Below are 12,877 nucleotides of genomic sequence, written 5' to 3'. Positions count from 1 at the left end.
GCCCGTCAAGGAGTGACGTCCGGTGCGTGCTCTCGGCGTGCCGGCCGGAAGTCCTCGTACTGGACGTACTTGGGCTTTCGGCCGGTGCGGCGAGAATGCGTGCCGGGCGTCGCGACGGGGCGAACGTTGCCTGCCGGGGCACTAGCGGGCGCTGCCGATGTTGCGATCGGCGTCGGAGCCCTGGAGCATCAGGGTGGTCTCCTCGATGCGGCTGAACCGGCCGTCGGGTGCGAGGTCGGCGAAGACGTAGACCTCCATGCTCACCGTGGAGCCGTCCGTCTTGGTGATGTGGACGGTGTGCCGGTCGGCGTACCGGCTGCCGTCGTAGAGCTCTTCGTGTATCTCGACATGGCCGTCGGCGACGAGGCCGCGTACGTGGGTGATGTGCTCGATGAACTCGCCGCGGTCGGCCCACCGCCCGTCCGTGCGCTGGCGGTAGTCGGGGGTGAAGTGGCGGTCGACGGCGTCCGCGACGGTGAGGTCGCGGTTGAAGATCAGGTCGGCGAGGGCGGCGCGGATCCCGGTGCGGGTCATGGGAATTCCTTTCAGGGCAGGAGCGAGTCAGGGCAAGGACGAATGTGCGTGCGTTTCGCACGCATCCCCTTCACTGTAGCAGGCAACGCGTGCGCTACGCACGCTATTCTTGGGGCATGGACAACGCGGTGGGACACGACATCGCCGACGCGCTCGGCATCCTCCTCAGGCGCACCACACGCACCCAACTGCACAGACAGCTCACCCAGGACATGGGCGAGGGGGTGGACGAACAGACCTACCCGGTCCTCAGCGCACTGGCCCGGACCGGACCCCGCAGCGCCGCCGACCTCGCCCCCGACGTCGGGATCGACCGCTCCGGCGTCACCCGCCGCGCCTCCCGCCTGGAGGCGGCCGGCCTCATCCGCCGCGAAACAGACCCCACCGACCGACGCGCACACCTGCTCGTCCTCACCGACCGGGGCCACCTCGCGGTACAGGAACTACGTGCACGCCTGGCCGCCCACATCACGGCCAGCCTGTCCACCTGGGCCCCCGGCGAAGCCGAGACCTTCGCCCACCACCTGCGCCGCTTCACCAGCGAGGGCCCGTTTTCCTAGCAGAGGACCAGGCCGGACCTCGCGGCCCGAAGCGCTCGACGAGAGCCTGGGGGTAGGCGCGGGCGGCCGGCATGATACGGGCAGGGACATGGCCAGGGCACGCAGGATCAGCTGCCCTGCGGGGCGCACGAGGCTGGGGGCACCCGCGGTCGCCCACTCCGTCAGATCACCGTGCAGGGTGCCGGTGTCGGGCCATCGTCCCCGGCGACCGTGCCGAGGTCGCACGGCGGCTTCGCGCGGCCTCGGACCCGGAACTCGACGCCCAACTGGACCACTTGATCGCCGCCAACCCGGTCATGCGCTGGGCGTTGAGCCACGGCATGTACGTGATGGGAGCCGCCCCCCCGCGGATCGAGTTCACCGCGCAAGAAGGCGCGGACGCGCGCTGCCAGGCGGGCGCTCAGGGACTCGCCCTGGCCCGTATCTACGACTGGCTGGACGACACTCACCCCCGGCCCGCGGTCAGCTGGGAGCACGGCCTCGGGCAGCTGACCACCACGGGCGCCGGCGCCGCCCACGTGATCGCACGCGAGGTGCCCGCTCCCAACGGACCTACCGGCCTTGGAACTCCTCCGGTACGAGCCCTGCACCTCCCGGGTCGTTCAGCTCCGAACGATGATTAACTGACTCCGGCAACCGCAGCACCAACCCGCAGGAGAACCCAGCGCCATGAGCCGGCCCTACACGTACGAGTACAAGGTCGTCACCTTCCGGGAGTCGCTGATCGGCGATGCCCTGGACAGCGACAAGCTGGAGAAGGTTCTCAACAAGCATGCCGAGGACGGCTGGGCGCTCAAGGCGATAACGTCCGCGGACGTCAAGGGCCGCATCGGCCCGGGCGCGGTCGAGGGCTTGCTGATCACCTTGGAACGACCGCGCCAGTAGAGGGCACACCTCCGCGCGACACCGCGCCCCTGGTGAAACTCCAGGGGCTTCCAGGCCATGCTCGGAGGGCGCCGGAGCCGTCGCTCAGGCCTGGTGGCCGATCGTCGGGAGGTGGTCCGGCGGTTCTCCGGTCGCGTCGTCGTGCTTTACGGGGCGGGGCCCGAAGTGGAGGAGCTCCCAGAGCGTCCGGCCCCGCGCCGTCTCGGTCCGGCCGTTGCACGTGTGCTCGACGGTGACGTCGCCGATGAAGCGGTGGTATGCACCGGTGCTGCCGAAGTCCAGCCAGAACGCGTCCTTGCGGTGTTCGAAGATCACTGCGTATGAGACGGACTCGTCCCCCGTCCGGTACCGCAGCCGCTTCGCGACCGGCACCCCGCTCCGTTCGTTCACCACGACGTCGTCCGCGGAGAAGGCCAGGCTGTCCGCGCCTACGGCGGAGGCCAGGATCTCGCCGGACTCGGCGACCAGGAAGGCCGGCATCTCCGCCTTGCCGTAGAGCTCGTCGGCGACGAACATCAGCGTGACCACGGTGTAGTCGCCCACACAGGCCCTGCCCCAGTACCAGTGGTCCAGCACTTTGCGCGGGGCGATGTTGCCCCAGTTGTGGTCGTGGTAGCCCACGCCTGTCAGGCGCTCGGTGCGGCCGTCGCGGACGAGGGTGACCCGGGCCGCGTTCCTCGCCGCCACCGGCAGCCAGGCGATGTAGTGCTCCTCGTTCTCCCCGAAGAACACGTGTCCCGTCTCCGGGCGCCACGGCGGCACTTCGGGCGTCAGTGACAGGTCGGCCACGACGTCCTCGATCTCGACATGGACCGCATAGCCCTGTTCCGGACTGCCCTTGAACGTGCCGGCCGGGACCGGGGAAAAGGTGACAGCTCACGGCGCTTCTCGACCAACAGGGCCCGCACGCCCCAGCGTTCCAGCAGGGCTCGGGCGGTGAGCCCGACCGGCCCAGCACCGACGATCAGCACCCCCACCTCTGCGTGTGGCACGGGCATGGCGGGCTCCTCCTCCAGCGCTGATCGGAACGACACCCCCTAGGCGCCGCCGTCGACCGGCCCGTTGTTCGTCTCCTTCTCCCGCTTCTCGGCGGTGTCCGTCTGCGAGGCGGGGAGATAGCCCTGCAGTGCGAGCAGCGTGTCGGTCTTCGCCGGGCGACCGGCGGCGCTCTGGCCGTTCAGGTTCTGCCGGACCGAGTCCAGGATCGTCAGTCCCTGGCCGACCAGTCCGGCCGCGATCTCACCGAGGCCGTCCGCACCGTTCAGTACGTTGACGTTGGCGCCCGAGAGGCCGCCCGCGGCCTCCTTGACGATCTGGGGGAGCTGGTCGATCAGCATCCGGTCGAGCGCGACACGGTCGTGCGAGGCCGCCGCCTCGGCCTGGATCCTCATGCGTTCCGCTTCTGCGGCGGCGAGCACCCTGATCCGCTGGGCTTCGGCCTCGGCGGGCTTGATGACCTCCGCCACCAACTGCTGCTGGCGCAACTGGGCCTGACGCTGGGCGATTTCGGTCTGAGCGGCGAGCACCTCCTGCTGGGCGTGCGCCTGTGCCAGTGGTCCGGCCTGGCCGGCCTTCGCCTGCGCACGGTCCACTTCGGCCGAGTACTGCGCCTTCACGATCGCGGTCTGCCGGGCGTACTCGGCCTGGTTGCGCGCCGCCGCTTGTTCCGCCTCGACCGAAGCCTGGGTGGCCTGGGCCTGGGCGATCTGGGCCTGCCGCTGGATGGCGGCCCGGTGCGGCGCGGACATCGCGTCGATGTAACCGGTGTCCCCGTCGTCGATCGACTGGATCTGCAGCGAGTCCACGATGAGACCGATCTTCGCCATCTCGGTCTTCGACGTGTCCAGCACCTCCGCGGCGAGCTTCTGCCGCTCGGTCACGATCTCCTCGACGGTCATGGAGCCGATGATCGCGCGCAGATGGCCGGCGAAGATCCGGCCCGTCAGGACCGACATCTGCTGCTGGTCGGAGAGGAAGCGCTGCCCGGCGTTGATGATGCTCTCGGTGTCGTTGCCGACCTTGAACGCGATCACGGCACGGACGTGCAGCGAGATGCCCTGCCGGGTGACACAGGTCTCCGTGACCTCGGCCTCGCACATCGACAGCGTGAGGAAGCGGGTCTTGCGGAAGATCGGCAGGACGAACTTGCCGTGCCCCGTCACCACTCGGAACGGTGCGCCCCCCAGTCCCCGTCGCCCGCCCGAGATCAGCATCGCCTCGTCGGGAGCGGGAACGCGGTATCCGAACATGTCTTCTCCTCAGCCGGTGTCGGCGGCGTCGCCGCACGCTGCGTCCAACGGATCCGCCCACTCGATGACGTCGACGGCGCGGCGCCCGCGGGACTCGATCACGAGCACGGTGGCTCCCTTCGGCAGGGGCTCCGGCGACCAGGCCAGGAACGTCTCGGAGCCGCCTCTGACCCGCACCAGGATCTCCCCGGGCCCGGCGGATCCGCGGGTGGGCAGGAGTACCTCGCCGGTGCAGCCGATCACGGCCTCGTCCTGCGGCATCGTCGGCGACCTCCCATCTTTTGTTCCTCTGTTTCCGAGGCTAGACCCACCTGCGCCGGGGACCCACGTTGTCCCGGGCGAGAGTTGGGAGCGGTTTCCGGTGATCGTGGCGAACAAGGCGCGAACAAGGCCGAGAGCTCCGGGCGTCAAGTCGCCGCAGGGGCGCCCGCAAGGCCTTCTGCGCCTGCCGGAGCGGGAAGCGGTGACGCCGATCGCCGGTGGAGGCGCAAATAGCGCGCGTAATGGCGCGGCAGCGTAACGTGATGACGTACAGAACCGAACTCGCTGTAACAGAAGTGAACCGAGGCCCATGACTCGACGCCGTTCTGCAACGGCGTCGAGGGCAGGAGCAGATTCATGACAGCACGTGTCCGGTGGCTCGGCGGCCGCCATTCCGCAGCCCTGCGCACGGCGGTCCCACTGGCCACCGCGGTGCTGGTCGTCACGGCCTCGAACGAATCGGTGGTCCAGGCGAGCGCCGGACCCGCGTCCACGGGTTCGATCACTCCAAGTAGTCGTATCGCCGCACTGCGCAGCGCTCCGACGGCGTCGAACGCCACCTGCGCCGACCGGGTCTTCAACGGTATGACCCAGGCCCAGCGCATCGGGCAGCTCTTCATGGGCGGAATATCGGCCGCCACCCCCGACCGGACCCAGCTGCGTACGCTACGTGATCACCACGTGGGCTCCATCATGCTGACCGGGCGCAGCAGCGCCGGCACCAAGGCGACCCGGAAGCTGGTCGACGGCATCAGAGGGCAGGCCGACACGGTCGCCGGCCGGCGGGTCGGGCTGATGGTCGCCACCGACCAGGAGGGGGGCCGGGTGCAGGTTCTGAACGGCCCCGGCTTCTCGACCATGCCGAGCGCGCTGACCCAGGGAAGCTGGTCGACCAGCACGCTGCGCACCCAGGCCGCCGGCTGGGCCGGCCAGCTGAAGGCCTCCGGGGTGGACCTGAACCTGGCCCCGGTCGCGGACGTCGTCCCGGCCGCTCTGGACACGCGCAACGTTCCCATCGGCAGTTTCCACCGTGAGTTCGGCCATACGCCCGACACCGTGACCTCGCACAGCGGCGCCTTCGCCGCCGGTTTCAGGCAGGCGGGTGTGATGACGACGCTGAAGCACTTCCCCGGGCTTGGCCAGGTGATCGGCAACACCGACACCACGGCGAACGTCACGGACTCGGTGACGACCGCCACCAGTTCCAGCCTCACGCCGTTCCGAACCGGCATCAAGAACGGCTCGCCGTTCGTGATGGTGTCGCTGGCCACGTACACCAAAATCGACTCCAAGCACCTGGCGGCCTTCTCGCCGACCGTCATCGGTCGGCTGCTGCGCACCCAACTCGGCTTCAACGGCGTGGTCATCTCCGACGACCTCGGACAGGCGGTGGCGGTGCGGTCCTTCACCTCGGCCCAGCGCGCGGTGAACTTCCTGACGGCGGGCGGCAACATGATCCTCACGGTGCAGCCGAGCACGGTGCCGGCGATGGCGCAGGCGATCCAGACCCGAATGCAGCAGGACGCCTCCTTCCGGGCCAAGGTGAACGACAGCGTGCATCGAATCCTGACCGCCAAGGTCAATGCCGGGCTGCTCAGCTGCGGCTGAACACATGCCGCACCGTTGCGTACTTGCGGCCGGTCATCCGCATCGGGGCCTCTGCCACAGAGGTTTCTTCCGCTATCTTGTTACCGCTCCGTAGTTCACCACTCAACAAGGCCTGCCGACGTGCCACTTGCTGTCCATGACTCCTGTTGTCGAGCGGAGTTCACCTGATTCACAGACATGTCATGACCATGCTCGTGATGGGTGAAGTGCTTCCCTCCGCGTGAGCGGCTGGTAACACCCTCTTTGTCCTTGCCCCGCTCACCGAAGAAAGCCCCCTTCGTGACTGTCCCCCCGTACGAGATCCAACCAGCCGGCCGGCACGCGGCAATCCCCACGGGCAGCCTGTTCCGGCGGATCTACGCACCGCGCGCATGCGAGGCGCTCGCCTACTCCTTGGCGACCTACGCCATGCCCCTCGTCGTACTGGCCACCACCGGCTCCGCGTCACTGACGGGTCTGGCCTTCGCGCTGGAATGGATACCCCGGGTGGCCGCGTTCGGCTTCGCCGGCGCCCTGGTGGACCGCAGCGGCGCGGCGATCGTGTGCTTTGCCGCCTCGCTCGCCCGCGCCCTGGTGGTAGCGGGCGCCGGTGTCGCACTGGCCCTCTTGCGGCCGGGTACGGCCGAGACTGTCACCGTCATGGCACTGGCCGCCGTGACCGGAGCGTTGACACAGTTCGGCTTCATCGCCAACGAGGCCGTCGGCGCCATCGTCAGCCGCCGGGACGAAGGGCAGTCCCACAAGGTGCAGTCGGTGCTGATCGGCGTCGACCAGACGGCCACCCTCGTCGGGCCGGCGCTGGGCGGCGTCCTCCTGCTCACCGGGCCGACCCGCATGCTGGTGTGCCTGTGCGTGCTGTCCTGTCTGTCCGCCGCACTCGCTCTTCAGACCCCGCCCACCCCCCTACGTGCCGCACGCCAGCGGTCGGGCGGTGGCCTGCGGGAAGGATGGCAGACCCTGCGCTCCCTGCCGTCCCTGCGACGGCTCGTGGCCGGGCTCGCCTGGTCCAATCTCACGCTCGGCCTGCTGCAGTCGGCCAGCCCCGTCCTCGTGGAGGAGCGCTTCGGCCGGTCCGCGGCCGCCGTCGGCACGCTCTGGTCGGTCGCCGCGGCCGCCACCCTCCTCGCGGTGACCTGCTGCAGGTTCGCCCTCAACCGGCTGGGCCTGTGGGGGGTCGGGGTCATCAGCGCGACCGTCGCGGCAGCCGCCTGCCTCGCCGTGCCACAGGCCCCCTCCTACACCCGCTACGTGGCCCTCGTGGCTCTCTTCATGGCCGCCGACGGAGGGCTCACCGTCGTCCTGCGCACCCTCCGCGCGCTGATCATCCCGCCCGCGGCCTTCGGCGCGACGCTCTCCCTGACCATCCTGCTCCTGCTGCTGCCCTTCCCGGTGGCGGGCATCCTGCTCGCCCTCACTCCGCCGCCGTACCTGGCCGACGTCATCTCGGTGTGCGCCCTGGTGCAGGCGCTCACTCTGTTCCTGACCTTCGTCCGGCTGCGCAACGACCCGGCGCTCCGCGCCACGACGCGCCCGTCCTGCCACCAGGCCTGACCGAACGCACGCCTGTGCGCGTCTCGTTGTGCGGCAAGGCGGTTGCCGGTTGAGCCGGCCCCGCCTCCCCCCAAGCAGCCGCGGCGAGCTGCGAGTTCGGTGCCGGAACGGGGCGGGGAGCGGCTGCGAGGGCGCTGGTGGTGTTGGCGCCGACGATCGCGGTGATCGCGAGCCAGTCGGTGCTCGGCAGGCTCTGGCCGAGCACGAGCAGGCCGATGAGGGCGGCGATGACGGGATGAACGCTCATGAACACCCAGAAGAACTGGGTGCGCACCTTGCGCAGGGCGAGCATGTCCACGAGGAAGGGCACCGCCGAGGACAGCACGCCGGCCGCCGCCGCGCAGGCGAGTGCCTAGAGGGTCGGTGTGTGGTGCGCCAAGACGAACACGCCTACCGGAACGTAGAGCAGCCCGGACAGAGCGGCCGCGGCGCCGGGACCCCCGGTCCCGGCGAGGCGGGCGCCGACGAGGCGGTTGAGCAGGATGTAGGCGGCCCAGCAGGACGCCGCGGCTGTCCGGTGGTGATCGTCGACACCGGCAGCTTCACCGATGCCGCTTTGGAGCTGGGCGTGTCGCAGGCGGGGTCTCCCGCACCCTGGCCGGCCTGGAGACCGCCCCGGGGGCCCGGCTGCTGCACCGCACCAGCCGGAGCATCGTGCTGACGCCGTCCGGCACCCTGGTCCTGGCACGTGCCCGCCACCTCCTTGCGGGGAGGCCGACGCACTGGCCCGGGAGGTCGCCACCGGTCACACCAGGCTGCGGATCGGGCACGCCTGGTCCGCGACGGGCCACCACACCGCCGCCTTCCAGCGCCGCTGGGCAGCCGCGCACCCGGAAATCGAGCTGCAGCTGATCCGCACCAACACCTCCACAGGAGGTCTGGCCGAAGGGGTGTGCGACCTCGCGGTCGTCCGGGGTCCCTTCGACTCCCAGCGGTTCGCCAGCACCGTCGTCGGACTCGAACGACGGGTGGTGGCCGTCGCGGTGGACGATCCGTGGGCCAGGCGCCGCTCCATCAGCCTGGACGACACCCGGGGACGTACCGTCCGTCGTCGATCGCCGCACGGGCACCACGACGCCCGAACTGTGGCCCGCCGGCGACCGTCCGTCCATGAGTACACCAAGGACATCGACGACTGGCTCGCTGCGATCACGACGGGACGCTGTATCGGCATCACCCCGCAAAGCACGGCGACGCAATACCGCCGTGAAGGCATCGCCTTTCGCCCCTTGCGGGGAGCCGGGCCGGTTCCCGTGAACGTCGTCTGGTCACGCCGTGACCCGCATCCTGCCACCGCGGAAGCCGTCGCCCTCATCTGCGAGTTGTACGCGGAGGGAGGCGGCCGACAGCGGACGGCCGCACGGGCAGCTCCGAATGTCAGGCAACGATCCCGATGACGGTCGACGCGTAACCGACGGCCTGCATCGCCGAGTTGACCATGCCATGGAGATCCGCGTTGACCTTTGAGTTGCAGCTGGCTTTCCAGCTGCCACGTGATGCCCTCCAGGCATCGGCGATGGCCCTTCTCGACCCGCTGGTGTTCCAGTTGTAGTCGCGGGACCCGGACTCGAAGGTGCCGTGCATGCGTCCGGCGGTCTGGAACACGAAAGCCGTGCCGTTTTTGAAGCGCACCACGCACACACCGGCGAGGTTGTAGCTGGGGGCACCCGAATCGTGCATGTGGCCGGAGTAGTTGTAGCTCCCCGTGGGGAACACGGTCAGCGAGTACCAGCCGCCGACAGGCACCCCTCCCCCGAAGGTGACGTTCTTGTTGATGTTGACGTCGGTCGGCCTCAGAGCGATGGCGTCCTTCGCGGGCGCGGATACCGCAGCGGCCGGAGCGGCGATCCCTGTGGCGGTCAGTAGCGCCGTGGTGACGATGACAGCACTACGGCGTTCGAGGATACGCATCATCTTTTCTCCTCCTCGGGTATCGGATGTGGTTGCCGGGGTACATCAACGCAGTCCCGGCTGTCACGTTCGTCGTTACCCAAAGGCGTGTACAGACTGCCCGCTGACGAAATGGCAAGGATTCAACGTTTCCCAACCTGCGGGCATGCGAGCGCAGCGCCCATTCGAAAAGGGGCAAGGCCCTTACGCGATTTCCTCCGCATCGCCTCGCTCAGGGAGGGCGAGACTGTTTCGAATTGAACCGTGAGTACACAGTTCTCAAGGTAAGGAAACGCCCGTTGCTCGGCAGATGCAACTTGAGTTGCGACGAGGCGAAGTCCCGTACGCCAGGCGAGAGTCATCGCCGCTTTGCGGGACTCGGCGGCCCTCCTGGGCCGATGCGGCCGGTGAGCCACTGGGTGACCACGGCATCGATGAAGGTGTCGGTCACCTGGCCGCGGTCGAGGAACAGCCGGGCGAGAACAGGCCCGTACACCGGGTACGGCGGACCGGAGGTCCTCACCGTCTCGCAGGTCGCCGCCCCGGAACCCGGTCCGGGGCAGCTGCGGATCCGTGTGCGGGCGGCCGCGGTGAACCCGATCGACGTGCGGATACGCGCGGGGATGATGCAGGGCGTCTTCCCGGTCGACTTCCCGATGGTCCCGGGCTGGGACGTGGCCGGTGTCGTCGACGAGGTCGGCGAGGGCGCCGCGTTCTCGGTCGGCGAGGAGGTCTTCGGGGTGGCCACGGTCGGCGGCTACAGCGAATACGCGCTGCTGGACCGGCCGTTCGCCAAGCCCAGGGAGCTGTCGTTCGAGACCGCGGCCGCAATGATCACCGTGGGCGAGGCTGCCTACCGGGCGCTGGAGCACCTCGGCGTCCGGGAGGGGCAGACGCTCCTGATCCATGGCGCGGGCGGCAGTGTCGGCACCGTGGCGGTCCAGCTGGCCTCCGCCCGCGGTATCACCGTGGTCGGCACGGTGGCGGAGGAGGACATCGAGCGTGTCACCGGGCTGGGCGCCGTCGCCGTCCGGTACGGGGATGGCTGGCTGGAGCGGGTCAGGGCCGCCGCCCCGGACGGCGTGGACGCCGTGTTCGACGCATCCGGCGCGGGCGTGCTCCCCGACTCCGTCGCCCTGGTCGGTGATGCGGACAAGGTCATCACCATCGCCGACCCGGCGGCCGCCCGGCACGGTGTGCTGTTCACCGGCACTGATCCGGCGGACCGCTTCCCGCAGGCCTTGCCGCAACTGGCCCACCTGATCGCCGCCGGCCGGCTCGACCTGCCCCTGTGGCGGACCTACCCGCTGGCCGAGCCCCACAGGCCCACGCAGCCGTGGAAGCCCGCCGCAACCGCGGCAACCGCGGCAACCGCGGCAAAATCGTCCTCGTCCCCTGACGCCGTGACAGATCACCGGTTCTTCAGTGCCGAAGGCAGCAGCACCGCGCGAACGACCAGGGCGAGATAGGTCCCCACGACGAAGCCCGTCGCGGTCGACAGCGGCCAGCCGCCACGGCGCGTCACCAGGAACCGCGCCAGGCCCCACGCGGGCAGGGCCGCCATCAGACAGGGCAGCCACCCGGCCGGGCGGGCCGGGGAGAACAGGGCGATCTGGCAGCCGACCGCTCCCGCCGCGAGGCCGGCGGTGACGGCGGCGCTGCGCCGGGGGCCGAGGTCGGCCGAGTACAGACGCGCACCCGGCGGTGTCTCCCAGGCCGTCTTGCGGGCGAACTCGAAGTGCAGGAAGACGCAGGCGCACAGCGCCAGCAGCACCGCACCGTGCCAGTCGACACTGACGGTCCCGGCGGCGGCCAGCGAACCGTACACGTAGACGCCGAGCAGCAGCTGCACCGGGCAGGCCACCGCGAGGCCGATCAGCTGCCGGTCGCGCACGGTCCGCGACAGGCCCTCCAGGGCGGCAAGCAGCAGGCCGTAGCCGAGAGCAGAGAGGATCAGCAGGACGGCTGTCAGCGACAGGACGGCGTTCAGGGCCACCGTCACGACGGTCAGGACGGCCATGCCGCGGCGCAGTTCGGCGACGGTGATCGCGCCGGTGACCAGCGGCCGGTCCGGGTGGTGGACTCGGTCGTACTCGAAGTCCTTCTGCTCGTCCAGCATCCGCAGGAACAGCAGGGCCAGTACGACGCTCACCACCCGCACCCAGGTGGCTCCGGTCGGCCGCCAGGCCGTGCCGGTCAGTGCCACCGCCGAGCTCTCCAGGGCAAGGACCCACAGCAGTCCGTAGGTCGCGTAGAGATGGGGCCGGAACCTGCACAGCACGAAACGGCCCAGCCGGGCGGGGACTTGGGGCAGGACCGTGGTCACCGCGGGATGTCCCCGCCCGCGGCTTCGTGGCCTGCGCCGGTGCCCGCGCAAACCCCGGCCAGGTCGGTCGTGTCCCGGTCGGCGAGGCTGATGCGGGCCTCGGCGACCGGGGCGCCCAGCTGGTGCAGGGTGCACTCGACGTCCGCTCCGGGCAGAACCGGGGCGGTGAGACACTCCAGGGGCAGGTCCATCTCGGCGAAGCGGCGGAACCGCGCGACCAGGCCGACGGGCAGCACCATGGGCCTGCGCTTGGTGCCCGGGGCCACGGCGGCGGCCAGGGCCAGTTGCCGGAACGCCTCCAGTTCCAGCATTCCGGGCACGTGGTCGACCCAGTGGTCGTACAAGGTCGGGTGCGTGGTCTCGGCGACCAGGCGGGCCCTCCAGCCACCGTCGCTGGTGGTGCGGGGCGGCGAGATGACCGTGTTGGCGGGGTCACGGCGGCCGACCAGGGCGGGGTGGGCGCGCGACCCCCGCAGCGCGACCGGGGGCTCGGTCAGGCCGAGCGCTCTGCGCTGCCCGGCCCGCAGCCGCGTCCAGTCCTCGGGCGGCATCCATGAGTAGTCGATGCGGGCGGACATCGCCTCACGGGCGCCGATGGTCGTGGTGAAGCGCAGCTGCAGCCCTGTCATCCCGGTCCGGCTTCTCAACCGGTGCTCGATACGGGCGTCGATGACGGCCTCGGTGGGGGTGGCGCCGGGTGCCAGGGCAGCCGGGTCGAGGACGTTCAGCTCGACCGTGCGGAGCAGGAACTTGTGGTCCAGCGGTACGTCGAGATAGCGGTGGGCCACCACGAAGATGGCCTGTCGGCATGCCTCCAGCACCATGAGGGGGTCGTGGTGGGTGCGCGGGCCGAGGGTGTCGTCGTGAAAGGGGTGCAGGCGGGGAAGCTGAGCTGCGAGCAGCACCTCGTCCTCGTTGCGGCGCTCCGCGTCGGTCAGGAAGACCTCGGCGATCGCGGCCCGGTGCACCAGTTCCTTCGGGAGTGTCCGGGCGAACTGCATGGGCTGCTCCTT

General features: G+C 70.0%; 15 protein-coding genes and 1 pseudogene. 7 read left to right on the top strand and 9 right to left on the bottom strand.

Annotation, left to right across the window (positions count from 1 at the left end):
* Positions 1-141 precede the first annotated feature (141 nt).
* Positions 142-534 carry a nuclear transport factor 2 family protein gene (locus tag AB0A61_RS38750; protein ID WP_361303660.1) on the bottom strand — a complete coding sequence of 131 codons (393 nt, stop codon included), beginning with the start codon at positions 532-534 and terminating at the stop codon, positions 142-144.
* 116 nt (positions 535-650) lie between these two features.
* Between AB0A61_RS38750 and AB0A61_RS38745 the strand changes: the two genes are divergently transcribed.
* The 3 genes from AB0A61_RS38745 (at position 651) to AB0A61_RS38735 (ending at position 1,979) form a co-directional block, all read left to right on the top strand.
* Positions 651-1,094 carry a MarR family transcriptional regulator gene (locus AB0A61_RS38745; protein WP_361303657.1) on the top strand — a complete coding sequence of 148 codons (444 nt, stop codon included), beginning with the start codon at positions 651-653 and terminating at the stop codon, positions 1,092-1,094.
* A gap of 275 nt (positions 1,095-1,369) precedes the next feature.
* Positions 1,370-1,717, top strand: coding sequence for a hypothetical protein (locus AB0A61_RS38740; RefSeq protein WP_361303654.1), 348 nt, complete (start codon positions 1,370-1,372; stop codon positions 1,715-1,717).
* A 46-nt stretch (positions 1,718-1,763) separates the two neighbouring features.
* Positions 1,764-1,979 (top strand): DUF4177 domain-containing protein, encoded by a 216-nt coding sequence (locus AB0A61_RS38735; protein ID WP_361303651.1) that lies wholly within the window; start codon positions 1,764-1,766, stop codon positions 1,977-1,979.
* 84 nt (positions 1,980-2,063) lie between these two features.
* Here the strand turns inward: AB0A61_RS38735 and AB0A61_RS38730 are convergent, their stop codons facing one another.
* From AB0A61_RS38730 to AB0A61_RS38715, 4 genes are read right to left on the bottom strand one after another with little or no spacing between them, the layout of a single operon-like run.
* Positions 2,064-2,768 carry a hypothetical protein gene (locus tag AB0A61_RS38730; RefSeq protein ID WP_361303648.1) on the bottom strand — a complete coding sequence of 235 codons (705 nt, stop codon included), beginning with the start codon at positions 2,766-2,768 and terminating at the stop codon, positions 2,064-2,066.
* Complete coding sequence (locus AB0A61_RS38725) at positions 2,750-2,977, bottom strand: FAD-dependent monooxygenase (protein WP_361303645.1); 228 nt, start codon at positions 2,975-2,977, stop codon at positions 2,750-2,752. The genes AB0A61_RS38730 and AB0A61_RS38725 overlap by 19 nt, the downstream gene beginning before the upstream one ends.
* 39 nt (positions 2,978-3,016) lie before the next feature.
* Positions 3,017-4,228 carry an SPFH domain-containing protein gene (locus AB0A61_RS38720; RefSeq protein WP_361303643.1) on the bottom strand — a complete coding sequence of 404 codons (1,212 nt, stop codon included), beginning with the start codon at positions 4,226-4,228 and terminating at the stop codon, positions 3,017-3,019.
* A gap of 9 nt (positions 4,229-4,237) precedes the next feature.
* Positions 4,238-4,489 carry a hypothetical protein gene (locus AB0A61_RS38715; RefSeq protein WP_361303640.1) on the bottom strand — a complete coding sequence of 84 codons (252 nt, stop codon included), beginning with the start codon at positions 4,487-4,489 and terminating at the stop codon, positions 4,238-4,240.
* 357 nt (positions 4,490-4,846) lie between these two features.
* On the opposite strand from AB0A61_RS38715, the gene AB0A61_RS38710 reads away from it, so the two are divergent.
* Together AB0A61_RS38710 and AB0A61_RS38705 are read left to right on the top strand one after the other, a co-directional pair.
* Positions 4,847-6,097: a glycoside hydrolase family 3 N-terminal domain-containing protein gene (locus AB0A61_RS38710; RefSeq protein ID WP_361303637.1), complete on the top strand. Its 1,251-nt coding sequence runs from the start codon at positions 4,847-4,849 to the stop codon at positions 6,095-6,097.
* 279 nt (positions 6,098-6,376) lie between these two features.
* Positions 6,377-7,648 (top strand): MFS transporter, encoded by a 1,272-nt coding sequence (locus tag AB0A61_RS38705; RefSeq protein ID WP_361303634.1) that lies wholly within the window; start codon positions 6,377-6,379, stop codon positions 7,646-7,648.
* Positions 7,649-7,790: 142 nt separating this feature from the next.
* Here AB0A61_RS38705 and AB0A61_RS38700 read toward each other — a convergent pair.
* Positions 7,791-8,156 (bottom strand): annotated as a pseudogene (locus AB0A61_RS38700) (EamA family transporter); the annotation flags it as partial.
* Positions 8,157-8,196: 40 nt separating this feature from the next.
* Between AB0A61_RS38700 and AB0A61_RS38695 the strand changes: the two are divergent.
* A complete protein-coding gene (locus AB0A61_RS38695) occupies positions 8,197-9,045 on the top strand; it encodes a LysR family substrate-binding domain-containing protein (protein WP_361303631.1) in 849 nt (282 codons plus the stop codon).
* Here the strand turns inward: AB0A61_RS38695 and AB0A61_RS38690 are convergent.
* Complete coding sequence (locus tag AB0A61_RS38690; protein ID WP_361303629.1) at positions 9,026-9,562, bottom strand: hypothetical protein; 537 nt, start codon at positions 9,560-9,562, stop codon at positions 9,026-9,028. The two genes, AB0A61_RS38695 and AB0A61_RS38690, sit on opposite strands and share 20 nt — an antisense overlap.
* Before the next feature lie 383 nt (positions 9,563-9,945).
* On the opposite strand from AB0A61_RS38690, the gene AB0A61_RS38685 reads away from it, so the two are divergent.
* Positions 9,946-11,007 (top strand): NADP-dependent oxidoreductase, encoded by a 1,062-nt coding sequence (locus tag AB0A61_RS38685; protein WP_361303626.1) that lies wholly within the window; start codon positions 9,946-9,948, stop codon positions 11,005-11,007.
* Here AB0A61_RS38685 and AB0A61_RS38680 read toward each other — a convergent pair.
* Both AB0A61_RS38680 and AB0A61_RS38675 read right to left on the bottom strand, forming a co-directional pair.
* On the bottom strand, positions 10,950-11,864 hold the full coding sequence (locus tag AB0A61_RS38680; RefSeq protein WP_361303623.1) for a UbiA family prenyltransferase: 915 nt from the start codon (positions 11,862-11,864) through the stop codon (positions 10,950-10,952). The two genes, AB0A61_RS38685 and AB0A61_RS38680, sit on opposite strands and share 58 nt — an antisense overlap.
* Positions 11,861-12,865: a ScbA/BarX family gamma-butyrolactone biosynthesis protein gene (locus tag AB0A61_RS38675; RefSeq protein WP_361303620.1), complete on the bottom strand. Its 1,005-nt coding sequence runs from the start codon at positions 12,863-12,865 to the stop codon at positions 11,861-11,863. The genes AB0A61_RS38680 and AB0A61_RS38675 overlap by 4 nt, the downstream gene beginning before the upstream one ends.
* Positions 12,866-12,877: the final 12 nt, after the last annotated feature.

Source organism: Streptomyces sp. NPDC046197 (genome assembly GCF_040646295.1).
GTDB lineage: Bacteria > Actinomycetota > Actinomycetes > Streptomycetales > Streptomycetaceae > Streptomyces.
This window is presented reverse-complemented; position numbering and strand designations above follow the sequence as displayed.